This window comes from Aliiglaciecola aliphaticivorans (genome assembly GCF_054782055.1).
In genome coordinates this window covers 1-25,958 of sequence record NZ_BAAGTF010000079.1, presented here as the reverse complement: position 1 = coordinate 25,958, position 25,958 = coordinate 1, and the positions used below count along the sequence as shown (strand labels likewise).

Annotated in this window: 18 protein-coding genes and 1 pseudogene; 11 read left to right on the top strand and 8 right to left on the bottom strand. The window is 41.1% G+C overall.

Translation table 11 applies throughout. The annotated features are described in order from the left end of the window. Positions 1–126 precede the first annotated feature (126 nt). Positions 127–786, top strand: a complete 660-nt coding sequence (locus tag ACYVIL_RS20450; RefSeq protein ID WP_460314613.1) for a response regulator transcription factor — start codon at positions 127–129, stop codon at positions 784–786. A gap of 126 nt (positions 787–912) precedes the next feature. Then, positions 913–1,623 carry a heparan-alpha-glucosaminide N-acetyltransferase gene (locus ACYVIL_RS20445; protein ID WP_460314611.1) on the top strand — a complete coding sequence of 237 codons (711 nt, stop codon included), beginning with the start codon at positions 913–915 and terminating at the stop codon, positions 1,621–1,623. Here ACYVIL_RS20445 and ACYVIL_RS20440 read toward each other — a convergent pair. Continuing rightward, the gene (locus ACYVIL_RS20440) at positions 1,598–5,020 is read right to left on the bottom strand and encodes a PAS domain-containing hybrid sensor histidine kinase/response regulator (protein ID WP_460314609.1); all 3,423 of its coding nucleotides are present in this window, start codon (positions 5,018–5,020) and stop codon (positions 1,598–1,600) included. The genes ACYVIL_RS20445 and ACYVIL_RS20440 overlap by 26 nt on opposite strands. 235 nt (positions 5,021–5,255) lie before the next feature. Here ACYVIL_RS20440 and ACYVIL_RS20435 point away from each other — a divergent pair, with 235 nt between their 5' ends. From ACYVIL_RS20435 to ACYVIL_RS20420, 4 genes are all read left to right on the top strand, one after another. Continuing rightward, positions 5,256–5,522 (top strand): DUF4212 domain-containing protein, encoded by a 267-nt coding sequence (locus ACYVIL_RS20435; protein ID WP_303472810.1) that lies wholly within the window; start codon positions 5,256–5,258, stop codon positions 5,520–5,522. A gap of 10 nt (positions 5,523–5,532) precedes the next feature. Then, positions 5,533–7,239: a sodium:solute symporter family protein gene (locus ACYVIL_RS20430; RefSeq protein ID WP_460314607.1), complete on the top strand. Its 1,707-nt coding sequence runs from the start codon at positions 5,533–5,535 to the stop codon at positions 7,237–7,239. Positions 7,240–7,332: 93 nt separating this feature from the next. Continuing rightward, a complete protein-coding gene (locus ACYVIL_RS20425; protein ID WP_460314605.1) occupies positions 7,333–9,162 on the top strand; it encodes a putative nucleotidyltransferase substrate binding domain-containing protein in 1,830 nt (609 codons plus the stop codon). 86 nt (positions 9,163–9,248) lie between these two features. Continuing rightward, complete coding sequence (locus tag ACYVIL_RS20420) at positions 9,249–9,941, top strand: 3'-5' exonuclease (RefSeq protein WP_460314603.1); 693 nt, start codon at positions 9,249–9,251, stop codon at positions 9,939–9,941. Positions 9,942–10,676: 735 nt separating this feature from the next. On the opposite strand, the gene ACYVIL_RS20415 is transcribed toward ACYVIL_RS20420, so the two are convergent. Together ACYVIL_RS20415 and ACYVIL_RS20410 are read right to left on the bottom strand one after the other, a co-directional pair. Next, complete coding sequence (locus ACYVIL_RS20415) at positions 10,677–11,903, bottom strand: threonine/serine exporter family protein (protein WP_303472802.1); 1,227 nt, start codon at positions 11,901–11,903, stop codon at positions 10,677–10,679. Positions 11,904–12,093: 190 nt separating this feature from the next. Next, positions 12,094–12,644, bottom strand: a pseudogene (locus ACYVIL_RS20410) (YeiH family protein); the annotation flags it as partial. A 244-nt stretch (positions 12,645–12,888) separates the two neighbouring features. On the opposite strand from ACYVIL_RS20410, the gene ACYVIL_RS20405 reads away from it, so the two are divergent. Then, entirely contained in the window at positions 12,889–14,055 is a 1,167-nt protein-coding gene (locus ACYVIL_RS20405; protein WP_460314600.1) for a tetratricopeptide repeat protein, read from the top strand. After that, complete coding sequence (locus ACYVIL_RS20400) at positions 14,036–14,986, top strand: M20/M25/M40 family metallo-hydrolase (protein WP_460314598.1); 951 nt, start codon at positions 14,036–14,038, stop codon at positions 14,984–14,986. The genes ACYVIL_RS20405 and ACYVIL_RS20400 overlap by 20 nt, the downstream gene beginning before the upstream one ends. 82 nt (positions 14,987–15,068) lie before the next feature. Here ACYVIL_RS20400 and ACYVIL_RS20395 read toward each other — a convergent pair whose 3' ends face one another. From ACYVIL_RS20395 to udk, 3 genes are all read right to left on the bottom strand, one after another. Continuing rightward, positions 15,069–15,908 (bottom strand): 2OG-Fe(II) oxygenase family protein, encoded by an 840-nt coding sequence (locus ACYVIL_RS20395; RefSeq protein WP_460314596.1) that lies wholly within the window; start codon positions 15,906–15,908, stop codon positions 15,069–15,071. Between the two features lie 74 nt (positions 15,909–15,982). After that, positions 15,983–17,191: a NupC/NupG family nucleoside CNT transporter gene (locus ACYVIL_RS20390; protein WP_303472795.1), complete on the bottom strand. Its 1,209-nt coding sequence runs from the start codon at positions 17,189–17,191 to the stop codon at positions 15,983–15,985. A gap of 37 nt (positions 17,192–17,228) precedes the next feature. Continuing rightward, positions 17,229–17,858, bottom strand: a complete 630-nt coding sequence (gene udk, locus ACYVIL_RS20385) for a uridine kinase (protein ID WP_216047594.1) — start codon at positions 17,856–17,858, stop codon at positions 17,229–17,231. Positions 17,859–18,270: 412 nt separating this feature from the next. On the opposite strand from udk, the gene ACYVIL_RS20380 reads away from it, so the two are divergent. Both ACYVIL_RS20380 and ACYVIL_RS20375 read left to right on the top strand, forming a co-directional pair. Next, on the top strand, positions 18,271–21,291 hold the full coding sequence (locus tag ACYVIL_RS20380) for a TonB-dependent receptor (protein ID WP_460314593.1): 3,021 nt from the start codon (positions 18,271–18,273) through the stop codon (positions 21,289–21,291). A 112-nt stretch (positions 21,292–21,403) separates the two neighbouring features. Continuing rightward, on the top strand, positions 21,404–22,594 hold the full coding sequence (locus ACYVIL_RS20375) for an endonuclease/exonuclease/phosphatase family protein (RefSeq protein ID WP_460314591.1): 1,191 nt from the start codon (positions 21,404–21,406) through the stop codon (positions 22,592–22,594). On the opposite strand, the gene ACYVIL_RS20370 is transcribed toward ACYVIL_RS20375, so the two are convergent. Both ACYVIL_RS20370 and argR read right to left on the bottom strand, forming a co-directional pair. Beyond that, positions 22,591–23,982, bottom strand: a complete 1,392-nt coding sequence (locus ACYVIL_RS20370; RefSeq protein WP_460314589.1) for an ATP-binding cassette domain-containing protein — start codon at positions 23,980–23,982, stop codon at positions 22,591–22,593. The genes ACYVIL_RS20375 and ACYVIL_RS20370 overlap by 4 nt on opposite strands. Before the next feature lie 97 nt (positions 23,983–24,079). Further along, on the bottom strand, positions 24,080–24,544 hold the full coding sequence (gene argR / locus ACYVIL_RS20365) for a transcriptional regulator ArgR (RefSeq protein WP_216047590.1): 465 nt from the start codon (positions 24,542–24,544) through the stop codon (positions 24,080–24,082). 305 nt (positions 24,545–24,849) lie between these two features. Here argR and mdh point away from each other — a divergent pair, with 305 nt between their 5' ends. After that, a complete protein-coding gene (gene mdh, locus ACYVIL_RS20360; protein ID WP_460314587.1) occupies positions 24,850–25,785 on the top strand; it encodes a malate dehydrogenase in 936 nt (311 codons plus the stop codon). The last annotated feature ends 173 nt before the right edge of the window (positions 25,786–25,958 follow it).

Here is a 25,958-nt window from a genome sequence, read left to right as displayed (position 1 = left end):
ATTAGTCTGATCTAACAATAAAGGGGCAATATTTGCCCCTTTATTCGTTAAGTTCGAGATTTTTGGTTGATTTAAGCGTATTGTCCTGATTCAATTAGAACACTTTATAGACACGCTGATAACACTATGTTCACATTGCTAATTGCTGATGATCACCCCCTTTATCGAGATGCATTGCGCTTTGCGCTAAATTTATCTGAACATCAATTAACGATTTTAGAAGCTAGTGACTTAACGCAAACTCTCGATACTATTCAAAATAATGACGTCGATTTATTGCTGTTAGATTTGCACATGCCCGGCAGTAATGACTTATTTGGTTTAATTCATATTCGCAAACTTTATCCCGAGTTACCTGTTGCTGTGGTTTCAGGTCTTGAAGATAAAAACATTGTATCCAAAGTTATTAATACTGGTGCTATGGGATTCATTCCTAAAACAACGGGTTCTGAAGATATTGCCAATGCAGTTGAAACTATCCTCGATGGCGATACCTGGATCCCGAAATCCATGGTTAACGAAATTGATGAAATGGATAGTGAATTTGCCGCATTAGCAGACAAAGTTTCTAGTTTGACTAACGCCCAATACAAAGTCTTGTGTTTTATGCGAGATGGTTTGTTAAATAAACAAATAGGCTTTGAATTAGATATTGCTGAGGCGACGGTAAAGGCCCATGTAACTGCGTTATTTAAGAAGCTTGGCATTAACAATCGTACCCAAGCAGTATTAATTGCTTCGCAACTGGAGCTTACTCCACCGGCCCCTGAGTTGTGTCATAAATAAGCTCGCCTTTTATTCAGTGATGAAGTGATTCAGGTTTGCGACGCACTTTTTATGAAAAAGGAATAATCGCGAAATTAAGGTTAATTCCTATTACAATAGGCAGACTTATTGTTTTAGAGTGCGCTAATGTCTGCTAACCCTGCTTCTAAACGCATTTATACTGTCGATTTAATGCGCTTTTTAGCCATTGTTCTAATGGTTATTTTTCACTTTATTTATGATCTCAAATTTTTTGGTTGGGTACCTTCTTCTATTCCTGATGGTGAAGGCTGGCGTGAGTTTCGCTACGTAATTTTGAGCCTATTTTTCTTATGTGTCGGGTTTTCACTTGCGGCAGTCCATGGCTCAGGGTTTAGACAGAAGCACTTTGTGAAGCGATTGATACAGTTGTTATTGGCGTCTGCAGCAGTGACGATTTCATCGTTGATAATGGCACCTAACAATTGGATATTCTTTGGTGTGTTGCACTTCATTACTGTCGCTAGTTTAATTTGTGTACCCCTTTCTCGATTTCCTAAAAGCGCATTACTCATTGGCATTCTCATTATCCTTGCGTTTAATTTGAACTGGGTGGGAAGTATTTGGCCATTTCAGCCAATTCGGCATTTACTGCCTGGATACACGAACGATTACGTTGGCTTGTTTCCGTGGACGGGAGTAGTTTTAATAGGTATTTGGCTAGCTTACCAAGACTGGTTTTTACGGGATCCTGCGCGCACATTAGCGCGCAGTAAAATAGTATTATTTGCCAGTAAACATAGTTTAATTATTTATCTTGTACATCAACCCATACTATTTGCCATATTTGGACTTATTGGGGTGATATGGCAAGCCTAAAACTATTTAATAAAGCCCGTAATTTAGCGGGTTTAACGGGTTTGCTTAAATAGCTAATATTGAGTTTTTTACAAAGATCTACAATTTCAGTTTGTTGATTTGCAGTCACTAAAACAGCATGTAAGTTCTCACCAAATTGGTTACGAAGGGCTGCTATCACATCCAATCCATTCACGTTATTTGTCAAATGATAATCAACCAAAATAACATCCGGTATACGCGAATTTAACTGCACTTTAGCCTGCGGAAGATCTAATGCCGTGATGATATTCACCTGCCATTTACTTAATACCGTTTGCATGGCATCCAGGTTTTCATCTTTGTCATCAATACATAATACCAGCATGTCTTTCAAGCCAGTTTTGTTAGTGGTTACTGTGTCCGGTTGTTGTGAATGTGACTCGCCTAATGGGAGGTCAAAACTAAAACAACTGCCTTTGTTTGGGGTAGAACGGACACTGACATTAATCGCAAGTTTACTCGACATACGGGTGACAACACCCAAACCTAAACCTACTCCATGTTGAGGGCTACCATCGACGCGATAAAAGTCGTTAAATATTCTATTCTGTTCTGCAGCTGAAATCCCGATTCCTGTATCCCAAACTTGAATGAGTATGCGACCTTGTCGTTTTCTTGCACTCAATAGTATCTTGCCTTTTTTTGTGTATTTCACCGCATTTGAAAGCAGGTTTTGTACAATACGATACAAGTGGGTTTTATCTGTGTTGACCCAATAAGCTGGAATTTGGGTACGCAGTTGTAATCCTTTTTGTTCTGCTTTCATGGCAAACTCATCTATTAGAGAGCTGAGTAGTTCGGGTAATAACACATCTTCCATGGTTAACTTCATTTCACCTTGATCGAGGCGAGCTATATCTAACAAAGTGGCAATCAGGGTTTCACTAGAATTGACACTATCGCTAAGTTTGTTGAGAATCTCTTTAGCTTCACGATCAACATCGATTTCACCTAATGCCGACAAATATAATTTAGCGGCATTTAATGGTTGCAAAACGTCATGGCTGGCCAAAGCAAGAAAACGTGTTTTACTTGCATTAGCATCTTCAGCAGCTTTGCGAGCTTGAACTAAATCTTCTTCAAGTTGAGCTCTGCGTTCTATTTCACTGCGTAATTCAGCGTTAATTGCTTGAACTTCTTCACCTCTTTTTTCAATACGACGTTCTAAGTTTATTTTTGACTCTTCTAAGGCTTTTTGAATTTCTATATGGGCCGTAATATCGTTGAAGCTAGTTACAAAACCACCACCAGGAAGGGGATTTCCAACCATTTCAATCATTTTGCCGTCACTGCGCTGACGAATAAATTTATGTGGATGGCCTGCTTTCAAGTGTGCCACGCGTTTTTGAACCAAAGACTCAATTTCACCCACACCGCATTCACCCCGTTGAGCATTGTAACGAACCAAATCTTCTATGGGGGTGCCAACATTAACCAAATCAGCAGGGTAATTAAATAACTCTAGGTAGCGCCTATTCCAAGCCACCATATTCAGGTTTTTGTCGATGACGCTTATTCCTTGATCTAGACTTTCTATTGAAGTGAATAGAGCTGTGGTGTTGAATTGCATTGCTTGAGTGGTGTCATCGAAAAAATTAACCACTTCTTCAAAATCTAATTTTTTTCCGCCCAGAGCACTATCAATTAAGGCTTTTGCACTTGAAGCGCCTAATGCGCCACCTAATGCCCGTTCGCAATACTGGAGAAATTCATGATCGGGGGATTGTTGGTCATGCAGTTTTATTTTGGCTCGATTTTCAAAATCCTCCATTAGAATCTTGACTCTAGACTCCCCAAGGAAAGTAGATAATAGTGTGGAAAGATCGCCAATAGTGGCGCTCTTGCGCTGCTTTTGAGACTCTTCGATATTCTCTTCCCGCGGAGATACAAAAGCTTGAGATTGAATTCGGTCAACTAAGCGATCTTGTGCAAAATGGGAAAAGAGCAAGTAACAACTTGTGTTGGCAAATAAACTAACCATTGCCGCCACACTAATTACTTCTGACTGTAATTGAGAGGTGGTGACCTCGTTTAACATGGGAAACATCAACCACATCACCCAAGTTAAAAAACCCGCAAGCAAGCCCGCATAAACGCCATGGGCATGCCCTTTTTTCCAATAAAGTCCGCCTAAAATAGCAGGCAATAACTGCACAACTAACGAAAATGCCACTAATCCAATGGACAGTAATGAACGACTGCCAGTCATTTGTTGATGATAGAAATAGGCTAGGGCAATGAGTGTTGCGATAACCAAACGTCTGACTAACAGAATGGTTTTAGCATAATTAAACAAAGGCGCATTGTGATTTTGACGAGACAACATCTTAGGTAAGATTACGTCATTGGTAACCATAGTACTGAGGGTTAAGGTGGCGATAATAATCATCGCCATTGCCGCGGATAAGCCCCCCATGAAGACCAAGATTTTAACGAATAGTGAGTCTGACAATATGGCTAAGCTAAGCACGTAGGTATCGGGTTCTTGAGCACCAATCAAGGTTTGTCCAGCTGCGGTAATGATGGGGATAACGGCGGCAGTGACAGCTAAATAAAGTGGAAATAAGAAGCGCGCAGTTTTCAGGTGAGATAGCTTTAAATTATCTACGACAGCCACATGAAATTGCCGTGGTAAACAGATGATGGCAGCTGCAGACATCAAGGTTTGAGCGAAAAATGGTAAGGTGCTGAATTGTGCAGCTGAGTTAAATTTTGAAAGTGCTTTGCTAAATTCTTCGGGGTTGTCGACTACCGCCCAAACGTAAGCGAGGGAGGCGATTACGATTAAAGCAATGAGTTTTATGCTGGACTCAAAAGCAATGGCGAGCATCAATCCTCTTCGGTATTCAGTCACATCTGAGTGTTGTGTGCCAAAATAAATCGCAAAGAATGCAATAAATACAGAGGCGATTAACACAATGACTTCACTGTGTTGTTGTTCGGTAATTAATTGAAATGCCGAGCCAATAGCTTTGAGTTGCAGTGCCATATAGGGAATCGTTGCCAAAAGCGCAATAAAGGTGACTAACAAGGCAACGGTTTGTCGCTTACCGTACCGAGAGGCAATGAAGTCGGCAATAGTCGTAATATTTTGTCTCTTACTGACCAAAATCAACTTATAAATGAAGCGATAACCAAACAGGTAAACCAATATTGGCCCTAACAAAATAGCAATATATTGCCATTGATTCCGAGACGCCTCTCCCACCATGCCAAAGAATGTCCAGGCTGAACAATAAATTGCTAAAGCAAGGGAATATACGATTGGATGCGACGTGATCGCACGCGCCAAAGGCGTGTTTCTATCACCCCAGCGAGCGATCCAAAATAACCCTGTTAGATAAATTAAGGCTAATAAAACCCAACCCAATGTCATTTAATTCTGTACCTAAAACACTATCGATATTAGTAATTTAGCACACTTTTGAAAAATAAATTGTGGTACTACGACCATAGTCTCATTTCACTACTAGTAATACATGGATAGATTAGAAAACGTTCGGAATGGCAGTCATTCTGATTGAAAAAATTCAAGGCTTTGGGCGGCACTATTTTTTGCGTTTGTGCCATTCCAAGGTTAATTGCCAGACTAAAAGCAAGAGGAAATGAGCATGGCGTTTAAAACAGAAGAAGATAAAAAAGCCTATTGGCGAGACAATCTCTCGTTAATGTTAAAACTGCTGATTGTATGGTTTGTTGTATCGTTTGGATTCGGCATTCTGCTAGTAGATGTACTAAATGAAGTGAGATTTTTCGGCTTCAAACTTGGATTCTGGTTCGCACAGCAAGGTGCAATTTACGTATTTGTGGCGTTGATTTTTGTCTACGTTCGTCAAATGAATGTTCTAGATAAACGCTACGGCGTAGACGAAGAGTAGGAGAACTCAAATGGACGTACAAATTTTAACTTTTATTATAGTCGGTGCTTCATTTTTACTTTATATCGGTATCGCAGTTTGGGCCAGAGCGGGTTCAACCAATGAGTTTTATGTGGCTGGAGGCGGGGTGCATCCCATTGCCAACGGCATGGCGACAGCTGCCGATTGGATGTCAGCTGCTTCGTTTATTTCCATGGCGGGATTAATCTCGTTTATGGGCTACGATGGTGCAGTTTACCTATTAGGATGGACAGGCGGATATGTATTACTTGCTCTTTGTCTTGCGCCATATTTACGCAAGTTCGGTAAGTTTACGGTGCCAGACTTTATTGGTGATAGGTATTACTCACAGACAGCTAGAACCGTAGCCGTAATCTGTGCCATCTTTGTTTGTTTCACCTATGTAGCTGGACAAATGCGGGGCGTAGGAGTGGTATTCAGTCGCTTCCTTGAAGTGGATATTGTTTCTGGTGTCGTTATTGGTATGGCAATCGTTTTCTTCTATACCGTTTTGGGCGGAATGAAAGGTATTACCTACACTCAAGTCGCTCAATATTGTGTACTTATTTTCGCGTATCTTGTGCCTACCATCTTTATTTCAATGATAGTAACTGGTCATATTTTACCGCAAACCGGATTTGGAGCGACACTCGCTGATGGTTCGGGGGTGTATATGCTAGACAAACTCGATGGACTTTCCTTGGAGTTAGGGTTTAACGAATACACGTCGGGTAACAAAAGTATGATCGATGTGTTTTGTATTACTGCCGCCTTGATGGTTGGTACTGCCGGTTTACCACACGTTATTGTGCGTTTCTTCACCGTGCCTAAGGTTCGTGATGCGCGTTACAGTGCAGGTTGGGCATTAGCATTTATCGCCATTTTGTATACCACTGCACCATCTTTGGCTTCTTTTGGACGGGTCAACATGATCGAAACCATTAATGGTACCGATCAAATGGGCACCAATTACAGTGAAGCGCCAAGCTGGATAACCAATTGGGAAAAAACCGGGTTGATTACTTGGGACGACAAAAACAACGATGGAAAAATGTTTTACTCTGGAGATGAGCGCAATGAAATGGATGTGGACCGTGACATCATGGTGATGGCCAATCCTGAAATTGCAAACTTACCAGCATGGGTAATTGCTTTGGTCGCCGCCGGTGGTGTTGCCGCAGCGCTTTCGACTTCAGCTGGACTGCTATTGGTAATCTCTACCTCAGTTTCCCATGATTTATTGAAACGAAACTTGATGCCGGATATAACCGATAGGAAAGAACTGTTTTATGCACGTTTAGCAGCAGGGGTCGCCATATGTATTGCTGGTTACTTCGGGATTAATCCCCCCGGATTTGTGGCACAGGTGGTTGCCTTCGCGTTCGGTCTAGCCGCGTCTTCCTTCTTCCCTGCGATTATTATGGGAATATTCATGAAGCGAATGAACGACAAAGGGGCAATTGCAGGTATGTTAGCAGGGATTACATTTACTACTGCTTACATTATCTACTTCAAGTTTGTAAATCCTGCTGCAAATGTTCCTGAAAACTGGTTATTTGAAATCTCACCTGAAGGTATCGGTACTATAGGTATGCTGGTTAACTTTGCAGTAGCATTAGTAGTATTGAAATTCACCGGTGATTCACCAGAAGAGATTCAACAACTAGTAGAAGATATTCGTTATCCGAAAGGATCAGGGGAAGCTTCTGCTCACTAAGTGAGACGGGTAAAACTAAAAATAAATTAAGCCCGACTTCAATCGGGCTTTTTTATTTTAAATTCAACACTAAACCTAAAATAGGAGAGTCAAGTGACTAGCATTCCCCAACAATCGCTGGATTTTTTAAAAGCTTCTGCTCCTTTTGATCAACTATCAACTGAAAGGTTAATGGCGCTGGCGCGGCATATTACTGTTGCCTATTTAACGTCTGAGAACGCTGCACAAATACTGGCAGACAGGGATAATAATCTGTTCTTAATTAGTAGCGGCCAATTTACCGTTAAAGACTCCAATGAAGTTGAACAAAACCTGAGTGAAGGGGATTTCTTTGGGGTCGGTAACTTACTCAATAAATTGAATCATGCTATTGATATTAAGGTGGATAGTGCAGGTTTATTGTATTGTTTACCGGCGGCACAATTTGATAGTTTATGTAACGAAAATCCGGCAGTGGCAAAGTTCTTTGAAACCTACCATAGTGATCAGCTTTACAATGATGCTGTGGCGGATTCTAAATCTATGTGGTTGTATAAACCCATTAGCGAGGTTATCTCTGATACCGTTATCAGTAGTGACACTGATACCTCGATATTGCGTGCAACTCAACAAATGTCGGAAGCCAGCATTTCCTCATTATTAATCACCGAAGGCGATAAGCTGGTTGGAATTTTAACGGATAGAGATATAAGAAATAGAGTGGTTTCAAAGGAGGTAAGTGTTCACTTACCTGTATCTGAAGTGATGACTAAAGAGCCATTTAAGATTACCGAGAATAGAACACTTTTTGATGCTTTGTGCATGATGACAGAACACAATATTCATCACCTTCCAGTCATTGACCGAATAACCCACACTCCTCTAGGAATGTTAACCTCCAGCGATATGATCCGTCATCAGCGGGGCAATATTCTGTTTTTAATTGATGAGTTAGCAAAAGCGAAAAACTTATATGAACTAACTCGTTTGAGTTGGCAATTGCCTCATTATTTTGCCAAACATGCTAAGCGTTTAGGTGATTTTGATGTGGCTGGGAAAGTGCTTTCCCAAGCAACGGACATTATGACTCGCAAACTTTTAACTTTTTTTCAGCAACAAAATGGCAATCCACCTTTTGATTTTTGTTGGCTGGTGTATGGCTCTCAAGCTCGTGAAGATCAAAATATGGGGTCAGATCAAGATAATGGATTATTGTTAGAACGACGTCCCAATCAACAGGAGGATGAGTATTTCGCGCAGATGTCACAGTATGTGTGTGAAGGTTTAGGAAAATGTGGCATAAAATTGTGTGATGGTAACATTATGGCGTCAAACCCTGAGCTGCGGCTTAGCGTCGAAGACGCCATTAACGAGTCAGAAAAGTGGGTCAAAGAACCTACTTTAGACGCTATTTTACATTTTAACATCTTTTTAGATGTGCGCGCTGTTGCTGGTAATAAGGACTTGTTTACCGCGTTACAAGCCGCCCGAAAGCCGCTATTGAAGCAGCCTTTATTTCTCTCTGCTTTGGCTCGCCAAGCGGCAGACGTTGCCGTTCCTTTATCTGTGTTTCAAAAGTTTGTGTTCCAAAAGGGTCATCAACCGGAAGATTGCATCGACTTAAAAGTAAACGCCATTGCGATTATTAATAATTTGGTGCGGATCTATGCGTTAGCAAAAGGCTTAGAAATGCCGTCAACCATAGGACGTTTGGATAATTTAAAAGAGGAGTCCCAATTGACCGAAAGTGATGGCAATGATTTACGGGATATTTGGTTGTTTCTAAACCGATTACGTTGGCGTCATCAATTACAAAATAGTGTGACAAATAACTATGTATCCATTAGCGAATTATCTTCCATACAACGCCACCAATTAAAAGCAGCGTTTAAAACCATTAAACGCAGTCAGCAAGGTGTTTCCATGAAGTTTGCGGGTGGTTAAATACGGCCTAGGGAATGGTTAGCGTTAGGTTATTAATTAAAATATGCGATAAAACACAAATGTCGACTAAATAGGATTAGCATTCGATGTGGCAAACACTGAAAAATTGGTTTTTACCTAAATTTACTATTCCAGCGCATTTTCGTCATTTGCCTTGGCAGCAAATTCCGTTTTTAGCCATTGATCTCGAGCTAACGTCACTGGATGCAAAAGAGTCTAATATTCTATCTATAGGTTGGGTTGAAGGTAAGCAAAGTTCCATCGCTTTGGCGAGCTGTTATTACCAGGTTATAGCCACCAAAGCCTCATTAAACCAAAGCCCAGTGATCCATGGCTTATTGGATGAACACATTGCTCAAGGAGAGCCGGTAAAAGTCGCATTGGAGAAATTACGCCACTATGCAGAGTCACATGTTTGGGTGTTTCACAATACCAATTTAGATATGTCAGTACTTAATAAAGTGTTTTTGAAATTAGGCATGCCCTTAGAGGATATTGTGACTTTAGATACCTTGCAGTTAGCGCTTTATCAAATTCGCAAATCAGAGAGTGTACCAGCGCCGAACGCGGCAACACTCACTTCTTGTCGACAGCGTCACAATTTACCTTTAGCGCCGGCTCACAACGCGCTTGATGACGCAGTCGCCACCATGGAATTGTTATTTGCGCAATTAAGTCAGTTAGATAGTAAGGGCAGGGAGCCGCTGTCGGCATTGACAGGAACAGGCGCACTAAAAGTGTTTAAAGGCACAGCAATCCCTCAAAGAATTAACCCCTAGACTGTGTAGCATGGTCTTCAGGCCGTGGAAGGCAGGGCATCTCTGCGGGGTTAAAGCACCCGCCTACAGGTAAAATTTAGTCATCATCTGTAGCATGGTCTTGAGGCCATGAAAGGCAGGACGTCACTGCGGGGCTAAAGCACCCGCCTACAGGTAAAATTTAGTCATCATCTGTAGCATGGTCTTCAGGCCATGAAAGGCAGGGCGTCTTTGCGGGGCTAAAGCACCCGCCTACAGGTAAAATTTTGTCATTATCTGTAGCATGGTCTTCAGGCCATGAAAGGCAGGGCATCTTTGCGGGGCTAAAGCACCCGCCTACAGGTAAAATTTTGTCATCACCTGTAGCATGGTCTTTAGGCCATGAAAGGCAGAGCCTCTCTGCGGGGCTAAAGCACCCGCCTACAGGTAAAATTTTGTCATCATCTGTAGCATGGTCTTTAGGCCATGGAAGGCAGGACGTCTCTGCGGGGCTAAAGCACCCGCCTACAGGTAAAATTTTGTCATCATCTGTAGCATGGTCTTCAGGCCATGAAAGGCAGGGCATCTCTGCGGCGCTAAAGCACCCGCCTACAGGTAAAATTTTATCATTATCTGTAGCATGGTCTTTAGGCCATGAAAGGCAGGGCATCTTTGCGGGGCTAAAGCACCCGCCTACAGGTAAAATTTTATCATCATCTGTAGCATGGTCTTCAGGCCATGGAAGGCAGGACATCTTTGCGGGGCTAAAGCACCCTCTTACAATGCTTTTTTGGTGGGCATTACGATGTTGGCAAAAATTAATCCGGCGACTAAGGACATTAAAATCAAAAATGTCTCCTGACCTATATGGTCTGCCTTTATAAAATCTTGCCCGGAGATAAATGAATTCAGCCCTATATAGGTTTTTGAACCTGGCACCAACACAATCAGACCGTGCATGGCAACTATGGTTGATGGCGCATTCATGATCCTAGAAAATAAGTTTGAAAAGACGCCTAAGGCGAAGGCTCCGACAAATGCACCTAAACCATTTTCCAAATATGCCGAGCTCCAGGTTGACGCTCCATAAGCAATAAATGTAGAAACAACAGCCCAAGGCACATGTTTCATTCGAGTACGAAATATGGCTACTAGTCCAATACTTAACAGCAGCACGCCTAGCCAGTTAACCCAAAATGGTAGGGTATCTGCAACCTGCAATTCTTGCTGGCCATAGAGCTGGTAACCTAGGGTGATACCGATAAACGCACCAAAATACAATTTAAATAATTGCATAATGGCATCCATGACCCTGGCGGTACCTGAAACCAAGTTGCGGGATGATAGTTCCGCAAGGCCGATGGTTAAGGACAAACCTGGTACTAATATTATTAGCGACGATAAAATAATTAGCCAAATATTCAGTCCAGACTCAAAAAAATAATTTATGGTGCAGACAGCAAAGCCAACCGTAAAAGACGCCACTGATTCCAACATCAAGTTGACTCGCTTTGAGCGCAGTGACCAAAGTGTCCAAAAATATACAACCAATCCTAATACGCCGGACCAGAATATTTCTGGCCAACCCGCTCCCATCAGCATCGCAAAGGCACTGGTTGAAGTACCAAACGCTATTCCAGTTAAGGTTTTATTATAGGGACTTTGCATAGCATCAATTTGATCCAAACGCTTGTCTGCATCAGCTAGGCTAATTTCACCTTTTAATAATTGATAAGCCAGTTCATCGGTCAGCGATAAAGAGTTCATATCCAATTCGCCGGGTTCAATGCGGGCGGCATGGTTATATTCTTCTTCGTGTCGGTCGCTCCACAAGACAATTGACAATGACGTTGGCGTGGAAATAAAGGAAGCATTTACACCCAAATATGCGGCTATCTCACTCAAATACGCCTCAAGCCGAAACGACGGCGAGCCGTATTTGTGCAACATTTTGCCCAATTTAAGTATAAATCTGCGTATTTGAATAAATTCCGATTTGTCCACTGCTTTGCCACTTACTGTTTAGATTTTAAGAATTCTATGAAGACTTAGTTAACACAATGATGCATCTAACCCTTGCTAGATAACTGCTATTTGATTGGCGGATTGTAGAACCTTCAAAGTGTCAGCGCAATGAACATTTTTTGCACTCTTGGCATTAGAAAAACTAATGGACTGGGACGTGGTGAATTTATCAAATAGGGATGCTCAGCAAAATCAGTAAAGCAATCCAAACGGTTTCAATTACGAGTAGTAATATTGGTTTAGTGCTAACTTCAACCAGTTGTTTTAAATTAGATTTCATACCGATTGCAGCAATTGAAACAACCAAAGCAAAGCGCGAAATATGAGAAATAGTATCGGTGATGTCAGTGGGAACAGAAAATACGCTGTTAATAATCATCAGAACAACAAAAATAATCAGAAACCCAGGGATGCAAGGGGCTTTATTTGCCCAACGTGTTTAAACTTTAATTTTAAAACCAGTAAAACTGAAATCACCACAGGCATTAAGAAGGCGACGCGAACTAATTTTGTCAATGTGACTAAGTCACCACTTTGGTCTGACACTGAATAACCCGCCCCTACTACTTGCGCGACATCATGAATTGTGGCACCTAGAAAAATTCCCGTTTGCGTCTGATCTAGATTCAGTTGAGACGCAAAGATTGGGTAGAGGATCATAGACAAAGTGGATAGGGCTGTGACCCCTATTATGGTCAATAAGGTAACGCGATCTTTATCAGCGTTAAGTTACATACTATCTAAGCTAACAAATTGAATCATAAAATGTTAATTGGACTGGCACTTAGTGCTCATCAAATTCTGTTTCAATCCTTGGAGAGCGTATGAATCTGATAACTCCTACAGGTAACTCTTGCTCACCGAAGATTATTGTTATCCAGACGAGTAGCGGCTTAAAGACGACGAAAAATATGGCTAATGTCGGGTAATGTACTATGGTTATAGTAAGTTTTAGGAGTTGTGTATGAAACTGTTTTTAATCTTATTTAGCACTTTACTTTGTTTAGTTGGATGCCAAAGCACCACCAACCACATCGCTATTGAGTCTCGTCATTTACTCAACGACGACACTTTTCCTGAGTATCAAACCATCGAAATCGAAAGTGAAGAAGATATTTTTGCTTTAAACCAAGAAGCAGAAGAGTTTATCAGTGAGCAGGTTGCTGTTGTCAAAGATCCAGTTGATAGAATGGAGACCTTGGTAAGGCTTATATTTGACCGTTCAGAGTTTAATCTACTGTATATGGGCAGCGCCAACACAGTAGCAAGTGAAACCTTTCAACGTCGCGCAGCAAATTGTTTATCTATGTCTATTATGACTTATGCGTTGGCCAAAGAGGCTGGATTTTCGGTACGTTTCCAAGATGTTCAAATTCCCGAATACTGGACGCGCCGGGCGGGATATAGTTTGCTCAATGGCCACATTAACCTCATGATTATGCCCCGTGAGCCAGGAGTCATTCACTTAATCAACACCGGTATGCAAGTTGATTTTGATCCGCAAAACCCGCAGAAAAGTTTTCCTAAGCGGATAGTCACTAAACGCTCTGTTACCTCTATGTTCTACAACAATAAAGGGGCTGATGCACTACTTTCTGAGTCTTATTCTGAAGCTTACGCATACTTTAAAAAAGCGGCGCTACTGTCGCCTGACTTTGTTTCTACCTGGATTAATCTGGGCATTCTTTATCGCTTAGTTGGCGACTATGAATCGGCGGAAAACACATACAAGCATGCACTTCAGTTAGATGAAGATAATCTAACAGGTTGGGAAAATCTGGCGTTTTTATACGAAACGGTTGGGCGAAGAGATGAGGCCGAAGCGATTACCAGCAGGATCGAAAGAGTGAGAAGTGACAACCCCTTCCATCACTTTATTCAAGGCGAGCAATCTTTTGAAAATAAAGAATTTGAATTGGCGCTGCAACATTATCGAAATGCGTTGAAGTTAGATAGAAGCAAACACGAAATTTATTTTGGATTGGCAAAAGTTTATTATGAATTAGGGGATGTGCGTCGCAGTCAGTTATATCTTAAGAAAGCCAAGAATCGTGCGCGTAGTTATCAAGATCAAGACAGATACCAAGGAAAGTTGGATTTACTTAGCCGAGATGATAGTAAAAAACATTAGATTAATTGCAAGCTTGTGCTTGCTATGGCCAGTAATTGGTTATGCAGATTGCAACAAATTTGAACTTTATAACACTATTGATAGTGAGCGTTTATGGGAAGACTTTAGTTATTTAGCATCCGATGACATGCAAGGGCGTAAAAACCGTTCGTCTGGTTCATTGTTGGCTCAGGAATTCTTAATTTCTCGTTTTACAGAAATAGGCTTAAAAACACTTTCCCAAAATCAGACATTTCGCATGCCGTTTCGCTATGAAACCACTTTTTCACATATTGATGGTGTCAATATTGGCGGCTATCTTGTTGGCACAACCTACCCACAGCAATATATTGTAATAACGGCACATTATGATCATCTAGGAATGCGCGGCAACAAAATTTTCAATGGTGCCGATGACAACGCATCTGGCGTTTCAGCTATGTTGGCCATAGCAGATGAAATTGCCCAGCAGGGTTCACAACACTCTATTATTTTTCTTGCCACAGACGCCGAAGAAAAAGGATTGTATGGCTCTAAAGCCTTTGTACAAAACCCACCGGTTCCCTTAGAACAAATTAAATATAATCTGAATTTAGATATGATCTCTCAGAACCAGGAAAAAAGCCGATTATATGTTTCTGGCGCACGATATTATTCTCCTTTCAAAGGGGTTGTTGCTAAAGCTATTGAAGAGGCCGGCTTGTGCTTGGTGAATCAACATAGAAGAAATCGACGGGGTTATGCAATGGCTATGGGGCCGGATTGGCGTAAAGCCAGTGATCACGCATCGTTTGGCAAAGTGGATATTCCCTATTTATTTGTTGGGGTGGGAGAACACAAGTACTATCACACGGAAAAGGATATCGTAGAAACCGTTGATCCGAACTTCTTTCAAGCTGCAGTAGAGACCAGTTTTAACATCTTAAAATTGATGGACCAATTAAAGGACTAACATACCACGCTAAAAAAGCACTTAGTCTAAACAGAGTAAGTGCTTCAATTCTTGTGAGTGATGCTATGTATCCGCTTATCTATTAAGCGACTCCGAGCTCTCGCAAACGTTCTTTCAAATAACTATCTGCAGTATGTCTTTCGGATAAAACCACATCGGGGCGAGGGTGCAAAAACAGTGGTAACGAAATACGAGATTTAGTCATATCTGCACCTGCAGGGTTTACCACTCTGTGAGTAGTGGAAGGGAAATATCCACCAGAGGCTTCTTGCAACATGTCGCCAATATTAATGATTAGGTTGCCAAAATCACTTGGTACGTCAATCCATTCATCGCCCGTGCCTTTTACTTGCAGACCTGGCTCATTCGCGGCTGGCAAAATCGTTAACAGGTTAATGTCTTCATGTGCAGCGGCACGGATAGCATCGGCTTCTTCATTACCGGTAAGTGGTGGGTAATGTAAAATTCTAAGTAAAGTTTGCTCACTGTCTTTTATCATGTTGCTAAGTGGCTGGCTGTATCGTTCAGCGACATCAGCAGGAGAGTATTTTTCAACCCATGTAAGCAGCTCAGCAGCTAAATCCATAGCCCCTTGATAGTATGCTGCAGCTTCTTGTTTCAGCTGAGCAGGGCATTTACCCCAAGGGTAATAATGAAAATACTCTTTAATATCTTTTTTCTTGAAGCCTTTAGCTGTTTCAGAAACACTGATAGGGAAAAAGCCATCTTGGGTTTCTTTATCAAACAAAAAGTTTTGTTTATCTTCGGAATCAAACCAAGCCTGCCAGTTTTGGTAAATGGAGCTTACGGATGATTGCGATATGGGATGGTTCTTTAATACGCCAAACCCTGTTTTGTGCAAGGACTCAACAAATAACTTGTCAGCCCCTGGCTTTGTATAATCTACTGCTTCTAATTTCATAATATTTCCTGTCAATTGCAGCAATACCCATAAATTGCTGCAAATTTTGTAAATGACACCGGTAAAAAACTTACCTATAAGGTGACAAAAAGACCTGCTAGCGTGGCACTCATCAGGTTAGATAAGGTTGCTGCAATCACTGCTTTTAAACCTAAACGAGCGATTTCTTTACGTCGTGTAGGAGCAAGAGCGCCTATTCCACCCATTAATATAGCAATGGAAGAAAAATTGGCGAATCCACATAATGCAAAGGTGATAATAGCTTGAGATTTAAGGGATAATTCTTCTTGATATTTAATGAAGTCTAAATAAGCAATAAATTCATTTACGACCATTTTTTGGCCAATAAAACTGCCTGCCAAATTGGCTTCGTCCCATGGCACACCTAATACCCATGCTAAGGGTTGGAATAGATATCCTAAAATCATTTGTAAACTTAGCTCACCTTGCCCGAACCAGCCGCCTATACCACCAATTAAGCCGTTTAAAATTGCAATTAAGGCGATGAATGCCAACAGCATTGCCCCAACGTTTAAAGCTAAATGTAAACCTGATGCGGCACCCGTTGCAGCGGCATCAAAAACATTTGCATAACCGTCATCTTCTTTTTGCAATTCGTCTAATTCGTTCTTATAGGTTTCTGTCTCAGGCATGATAATTTTAGCCATAAGCAAACCGCCTGGTGCGGCCATAAAACTGGCTGCTAACAAAAACTTAATATCCACACCCAATTGGGCGTAACCTACCATCACTGCACCTGCAATCGACGCCAAACCGCCAACCATAATTGCAAATAGTTCTGAACGGGTCATTTGTGGGATAAATGGTTTCACAACAAGGGGCGCTTCTGTCTGACCAACAAAAATGTTGGCCGCTGCAGACATGGACTCTGGCCGACTAGTTTTTAGGAAAAACTGTAAGAAGCCACCAATTAGGCGAATTACCCACTGCATCACTCCGATGTAGTACAAAACAGCTATCAAAGATGAGAAAAATACAATTGCCGGCAATACATTGAAGGCAAAAATAAATCCCATTGATTTATTACCAAGAGGACCAAATATAAAATCAATACCTGCTTGACCCATATCCAAAATCCACTGCACCCCGGCAGACATTTTAAGCAGTGCATCTTTGCCTGCAGGAACATAAAGAATCAAAGCTCCTACAATTGCTTGTATAAAAAAAGCACCGCCAACTGTTCGCCAGTTAATGCTTTTGCGGTGGGCCGATAAGCCATATGCTATGGCTATCAACACCACAATTCCAAGTAAACCGATCATGGTATTTCCTTTTTATTATTATTTTTTTAGTTGATTTTTATTCATTAAGTAATGCTTGCTGGATGTGCGATTTAATAACATCCAGAGCGATATAGTTTTCACCACCTTGGGTGACAATCACATCTGCGGTAAATCTACTTGGCGCAATAAACTGATGATACATAGGTTTCACAGTACTCTCGTATTGGTGAGCTACCGACTCTAAGGTCCTTCCCCGTTCTGCAATGTCTCGTTTTATTCTTCGTAAAAGGCAGATGTCCAACGGCGTATCAACAAAGATTTTGACATCATATAGCGGTTCCAATGCAGGACTTGCCAGCAACATTATACCTTCAACAATGATTACGGGTGCAGAATCCAAAACCTCTCTCTGTTGCAGTCGAGTGTGGGTTTTGTAACAGTAAGTCGGGTACTCGATGGATTTACCTTCTTTCAAGTCCATCAAGTGCTTAACCAACAATTCATGCTCAAATGCTTTGGGATGATCGTAGTTGTTTTTCTCACGTTCATGCATAGGCAAATGATCTTGCGCGCGATAATAATGATCTTCGCGCAAAATTTGAACAGGTCGACCTTGTTGGGCAAACTCATTGAGAAGATTTTCTGTAAACAAAGATTTACCAGAACCAGAAGCACCAGCAATTGCGATAATAAGTGGAGAAGCCATTTCGACCCTGAATCAATAAAAACTTGGCAAAAGATACCAGTCATCGCAAAAAAAGTCAGTCTGAATCAAAAAAAATTATACTAATTTGTTCAAAAATTAAGTATAAATTAACCCTAGACTAAATGGTCTGATTTGTATGTGACTGTTTAGTCTAGATTTTATTGTTTTTTACTTTAAATCGGATTGACCAGTTGGTCAAGAAAGTAAATGGAAGGTTATAACCATGTGGCTTTGGGGTTAATTTTGCAATTATATTTTATTGCTGACACCAGAGTCATAAAAGTGTAATAATTGAACTGATACAATACGCCCGATTTGAAATTAAGCATCATAGTTTCATGAAGCAGCGCTACAAGACTGTGAATGAAAACTGGATAGGCAGAAAAGAACACACACTACTTAGGAAAACACAATGTTTAAAAAAACCAAACTGAATCGTATTGCGATTGCAGTGGCTATGTCTGTTGGCATGTCAACAGCAGCAATGGCTCAAGTTACCTCTTCAGGTATGAATGGGCAAATTGTCGGGCCAAATGGCAATCCAGCTGAAGGAACAGTCATTAAAGTTACTCACGTACCTACAGGTGCCGTGAAAACAACAACTGTTAACGCAGCCGGTACTTTCAACCTTGACGGCCTTCGAGTTGGTGGTCCTTACACTATTGAAGTTGATTCAGATACATACTCTGATCAAACCATCAATGATGTTTACTTGAACTTGGGTGAAACTGCATCAATTTACCGTGAGTTAGCTTCTACTGAAAGCGTTGAGCGTATTGCAGTAACGGCTTCTCAAGTTAGCAGTTTATCTTTTGGTAAAATTGGCCCAGGCGCTAACTTTGACCTTTCTACTTTAGAAAATGCACCAGCCATAAACCGTGATATTACTGACATTGTTCGTATCGACCCTCGTATATATGTAGATGAAGGCGGAAACGGTGGAATTCAATGTGTAGGTAAAAGCCCTCGCTTCAACAGTTTGACTGTTGATGGTGTTCGCATGAATGATTTGTTTGGTCTTAATTCTAACGGTTACCCAACTGAAAGAATGCCTTTCTCTTACGACGCCATTGAAGGTGTTGCAGTTGAAATCGCACCTTTTGACGTAATCTATGGTGGTTTCTCTGCGTGTAATATTAGTGCAGTAAGTAAAACAGGTACTAACGAAGTTCACGGTACCGCTTTCTACGACTACGGAAGTGACGACTTTAGAGGCGACTCTTTAGAAGGTGAAGACGTTAATATCGGTGATTACTCTGAAAAACGTTACGGTTTCAGTATCGGTGCTCCTCTAATCAAAGATAAATTATTCATCTTTGCTGCTTATGAGAAATTAGAAGGCGCTAACTTATTCGACCGTGGTGTTATTGATTCAGGCGCTATCAACGAAGTTGCGCTGACACAAACTCAGTTAGATGAAATTATCCGTATTTCTAACGAGTTATATCAATTTGACCCAGGTACTACTCCTTCAAGTCTTGCAAATGAAGATGAAAAAATTCTTATTAAACTAGACTGGAATATTAACGAGCAGCACCGTGCTTCATTCACATACAATTACAATGATGGTAACAACTACTCTGAGTCTGATGGTGATTCTGATGAATTTGAACTTTCAAGTCACTTGTATGAGCGTGGCGCTGAAATGACATCTTACTCAGGTGTGCTTTATTCAGATTGGACAGATAACTTCACCACTGAAGTACGTGTTTCTTACACAGATTTAGACAATCGTCAAAATTCACTTACCGGTGATGGAACCCTTTATGGAAACGATTTCGGTGAAGTTAAACTTTACTTAGATGACGTAACTGTTTACCTAGGTTCAGATGATAGTCGCCAAGCCAATGATTTGGACTGGGACGCGTTAAGCCTAATGTTCCGCGGTAACTATTACTTCGATAATGGTCATACATTAACTTTCGGTTACGAAAGCGACAAGCTAGACGTATTTAACGTTTTCATTCAACATGCTGAAACGTCACTTTCATTTGATAGCATCGAAGACTTCGAAAACGGTTTCGCAAGTGATGTTGAATATGGTGGTGCTTTCTCTGGTAACTTAGACGACCGCGCTGCTAGCTGGGGTTATACGGCTCACAGTACTTATATCCAAGACGAGTTTTATTTAACTGATGATTTGAAAGTCGTTGCTGGTTTACGCTACGACTGGATCACTTCATCTGATTATCCTGAAGAGAATGCAGATTTTCTTGCGCAAAATGGTTACAGTAATTCTGCCAACCTAGACGGTGTTAGCTTGCTTCAACCTCGTATCGGTCTTAACTATACGTTAAATGACAGCACTGAAATCCGTGGTGGTATTGGCTTGTTCTCTGGTGGTAACCCGAACGTATGGATGTCAAATAACTACTCTGGTACTAACGTAGCTGGTGGTGAAGTTGACGGCGGTGACTTCGGTTATGACGATGGTTCACGCAGCTTGTTCGACGACGATGTTGTTTGGACAAATGTAGAAGATGGTGCTCCAGTAGGTCCTGGTTACGGCGTTCCGTCTGAACTAGATGCCTTGATGGATAGCGGCGTTGCTTCTAACTTTGAGTCTAACAACTTAGACCCTGATTTTGACATGCCTAGTGAGTGGAAATTATCTGCTGGTGTGACTCACGTAACTGAATCTGATTACATTTTAAATGCAGACTTGTTAGTGTCGTTTACCCAAGATCAAGCAATGATCAAATACGTAGGTATTGAAGAAGTTGGTTTCACTGATGAAGGGTATATTGATTACGACCGCAATGGTTATGGTTCACTTGAACTAACTAACTCTGGTGAAGTATCAACCTCTTACTCATTAACTACCACACTTCAAAAGTCGTGGGACAACGGTATACGTTTGGTAGCGGGTTACTCTTATAACCATGCTGAAGATGTACAACCAATGACTAGCTCGGTTGCATTCTCTAACTACCAATACAGAGCGTTCACTAATCCTAATGAAGACGTTTCTTCGTTATCAGATTGGAACATTGAACACCGTCTTACTGCAGACTTTAGTTATGTTGTTGAGATAATCCCAGGATTGGATACTCGCTTCAATATGTATGCATTGACTCAGTCTGGTCGTCCTTATAGCTTTGCCCGTACAGATGGTAATAGCATATTTGGATATACTCCTTACCTAGATAGCGACAGTGTGTTGCCAATCGGTGTTGAGCGTAACAGCGAAGAAAGTGGCTGGTGGACTAAGGTAGATATTGCCGTTAGACAAGAAATTCCAGCGTTCTCTGAAGATCATTCAGCATCAGTAAGTTTAACTATCGACAACTTTACTAACATGTTAAACGATGATTGGGGTATCTTAGAAGAAGTTAACTATAACACTGCGCGCTTAGGTGACACTTCACCTGAAAGTCGTCAAGGTGATGCTTCTCTATGGGAAATGCGTTTAGGTATTAGCTACAAATTCTAATTTGTAACTTAACCCACTCTAAAAGCCGACTCATATGAGTCGGCTTTTTTATTTATGTTGGTTATTGATAATACATATGTTTTATAGTTTAAAAAAATAGGTTGGTTACATAATGAAATTAGTTTGGATGATTTTAGGAGTGGTGATCACTATGCAATTTATTGGCGGTGTTAGTGCTCAAGAGTCAATTCGGGTGGCGACGTTTAATGTCAGTATGGAAGCCGATAATTATCGCGATTCAGAGAAACCAGAAAACCAAAGCGATCCAAACTTGTTGTTCAAACATCTAGCCACAGGCGATCATCCGCAAATTCAAAATATTGCTCAGATCATTCAGCGCGTTAGGCCTGATATTATTCTATTAAATGAATTTGATTACTCCTCTGACGCATCGATTGGGCCCATTGCGTTTATCAATAATTACTTAAAAGTATCCCAACAAGGCCAGCAGGCTATTGATTATCCGTATTTTTATTATGGACCTGTGAATACAGGCGTCGCTAGCGGTATCGATTTAAATCAAGATGGAACTATAGAGCAAGCGGGTAATGATGCATTTGGTTATGGTCGTTATCCTGGGCAATATGGAATGTTATTACTCAGTCGCTACCCTATAGATTTAGACGGCGCACGAACGTTCCAGAAGTTCTTGTGGAAAGATATGCCGAATAATAGTTTGGCGAAAATTCAGAACGACGACGGCTCACTTTGGTATTCACCTCAAGCAACGCAAATTCTGCGATTATCGTCTAAATCCCATTGGGATATTCCCATCAAGGTAGAAGGGAAAGTGGTTCATATACTTGCAAGTCACCCAACTCCTCCGGTTTTTGATGGACCAGAAAATCGTAATGGCTTTCGCAATCACGATGAAATTCAATTTTGGAATGATTATATCAGCAGTGGTAAACAGGCAAATTATATCTATGATGATAAGGGTAAGACTGGCGGTTTTAGCGGTGACCGTTTTGTTATTTTAGGGGATTTAAATGCCTCGGCCGATGCCGGCGATGGTCAACGTACCATGATGGCTGATTTGCTTGCTCATCCACTGGTTAGTCAACAAATTTTGCCCACCAGTGTTGGTGGCGAAGAATCTGATCCCGACAATCCTAACGCAAAATATCACACGGCAGCTTGGGGGTTGGGAGTTGATTATGTAATAACCTCAAAAGCGGGTTTTACCGCTGTTGATGCTGGCGTATTTTGGCCAGGTGATAGTGAACCTGCAGAGGAATTAGTCGCTGATCGTGAATCATCTTCTGACCACCGACTCGTTTGGCGTGAACTAAGGTTACGTTAGTCGCTGCTTAGGTTTTTGTGTTGGGCAAATATGGGCAAATGTTCATCTTCGCGATGGCTAACCATGAGAATGGTGGCCAATTGCTTTTTAGCAATAGTGGTGATCACGTCCAATACTAAACGACGATTAATTTCATCTAAGCCTTGGGTAGGTTCATCTAGCACTAAAAGTGACGGGAATTTCACTAAGGCTCTGGCAATGAGCAGTAAACGTTGCTCACCAAAACTAAGTTGTTTAAAACTATGATTCGCAAGTGGCCTTAGACCAATTAAGTCCAGCCAGGCTAATGCTTGTTGTTTCTGACTAGCACTCACATCTTTATACAAACCAATGGAGTCCATGAATCCTGATAGAACGACAGTCAAGGCATTGCAACCCACTCGATAGGAGCGGTGAATATCGGGAGAGACTATCCCCAGGTGCTTTTTGATATCCCAGATAGTTTCACCGGTTCCACGTCTATGCCCCATCACAGTAACATCATTACTGAAACATTGTGGACAGTCACCGGTAACCAATTGCAACAACGTTGATTTACCTGAGCCATTTGGTCCGGTAATTATAGTGTGCTGAAAAGTATCAATACTCAAATCAGCGGATTTGAGGGCGTGATTTTCGGCATAAATGACATTGGCGTTTTTAATTCTTACTAAGGTATTTTTATGCTGACTGTGTTTGTCGGATATCATCCGCTCAAGTAACGACTTATCCAGTGCATCGAAGGCAAATATTGTATCAATAGTAGTTTGCGCATCTTCTACTGATAAACCGCTTAAATCGTGTAAGCTATGGTTATCAACTAAGGCGAATGAACTTATCCATTCTGGAATGTCCTGGCGATTACTCAACAACATAATTAAAGTAATTCCTTGGCTGTTGAGTTGGCTTAATACGTTGCTCAATTGAGCTCTTGATGCGATATCTAAATCGTCAAATGGATTGTCTAAAATAACGTATTCGGCACCAGAAAGTATCGCTTTTAAAATTAATAGTTTGCGAGACTCGCCCGTGCTCAGTTGGCGAAAGCCTGTTTCTAACCTATGTTCTAGATGAAACTGTTTAACAAAGGGGTGGTCGAGACTTTCTTCAGGTAAAAAGTCTTTTGCTGGGGTGCCAAAATCAATTTCATCAGTGATATCGGTTTCATCAATCTTCAACTCATTTTCATAAACGGCTTGCAGGGTTTCAAATGAAACTAAGCTAATTAAATCTGGGTGTGGAAAATGTAAGTGAGTAGACTCGCATTCATTCAGTTTTCCCATAAGAAGCTGATCGACAAATTGTTTGCCTGAACCATTTTTACCTAAAACGGCTATTGCACTATTTTGTTTTATCTGCCAAGAATCAACGGTTAATTTGGGATGACGAAATTGTTCGATAGAAATCATTGCTAAACAACTCACAATTGTATGAAAGGGCCACTAAGTGTGATAACTAATTTATTTATCGTTAAGTTTAGTTAAGGCTTATTTATAAAAGATACGGTTAAACATTCTCAAATAGCGCTTCGACTTTTTTACGGGTTTCTTCAATATTACTGATATCGGCGGGCGCGATAAAAATTGTATCATCACCGGCAATCGTACCTAACACACCGTCTTTTTGACTAAGGGAATCTAATAAACGGGCGATGAGTTGAGCCGCACCTGGGCTGGTACGAATAATGACCATGACATTATTATGCACAATATCTAATACAAGTTGACGCAATGGGCTCTTCGCCGTCGGCATACCCATCTCTGGCGGCAAACAGTAAACCATGTCTCCGCGCGCATTACGGGTGCGTACGGCACCAAATTTACTAAGCATTCGGGATACTTTAGATTGACTGATACTGCCAAACCCTTGTTCCGTTAATGCATCAACAATTTCACCTTGTGAGCCAAAGCTTTCTGTTTTTAAAATATCTTTAAACGCTTTAACCAATTCTTCTTGTTTTGTATTAGACATGCAACCCTCGCTATTTACCGCTATAGTTTGACACAATCTAATCAGGGTAGGTAGCCTTGTTTATAAGTCGCAGAATACTTTGAATAAATATCATATAGTTAAAGCATCTGTTTTGAGTTGCTGCAAACTATTGAATTCATCGCTTGTAACCCATATATTCTATTGAGCCTTAAAAACTAACTGAATGTTAGGCTCAAAGCGCTATATTGCAAAACAGATAGTGAACATTCACCACAATAAATTGTTTTTTTATGCGGCTTCCTCTATGGTTTGCCGTGAATTTAATAGTCCCACAGGAGACAACTATGAAAGTAGCGGTATTAGGTGCTGCAGGCGGCATTGGTCAAGCCCTTTCCCTTCTATTGAAAACCCAGTTACCAGCTGGTTCTGAATTAGCTTTATATGATGTTGCACCTGTTGTGCCAGGAGTGGCGGTTGATTTGAGCCATATCCCAACAGACGTAAAAGTTGAAGGTTTTGGTAAAGATGACTTAGCAACTGCATTACAAGGTTGTGATATTGTTTTGATCCCTGCAGGTGTACCTCGTAAACCTGGTATGGATCGTTCTGATTTGTTCAATATCAATGCGGGTATCGTTAAAAACCTAGTTGAAGGTATTGCGGATAATTGCCCTGATGCATGTACATGTATTATTACTAACCCTGTTAACACTACTGTTGCGATTGCTGCGGAAACGTTAAAAGCTAAGGGTGTTTACAACAAAAACAAATTGTTCGGTGTCACCACTCTTGATGTTATCCGTTCTGAGACTTTTGTAGCTGAATTGAAAGGTTTGAGTACTACTAGCGTGCACGTTCCTGTTATTGGCGGTCACTCTGGAACAACTATTCTACCTTTACTTTCACAAGTTGAAGGTGTGACATTTAGCGATGACGAAATTGCAAGCTTAACAACTCGCATTCAAAATGCAGGAACTGAAGTTGTTGAAGCTAAAGCCGGTGGCGGATCTGCTACTTTGTCTATGGGTCAAGCTGCTGCAAGATTCTGTTTGTCGCTAGTTGCTGCAATGAAAGGCGATAACGTCGTTGAGTATACTTACGTAGAAACCAACTCAGACGACGCAGTATTTTTCTCTCACCCTGTAAGATTAGGTCCAAACGGCGTAGAAGAAATTCTATCCTACGGTGAGTTGAGCGAGTTTGAACAAAACGCTAAAGAATCAATGCTTGACGGTTTACGTGGAGATATTGAGTTAGGTGTTAAATTCGTAAACGGTTAATTATTTAACTAATTACCAAGCCTAACAAAAAAGCCCCTTGCAGTTACTGAAGTGACCCCCAATAGTTGGACATTCCAATTACTGGGGGTCTTTTTATGTCCAAACATCACAGAGTATTTAAGTTAAAGCTAGCGCGATTAGCGCAAGAAGAGAGTTCAAGAGTCTTAGGTTCA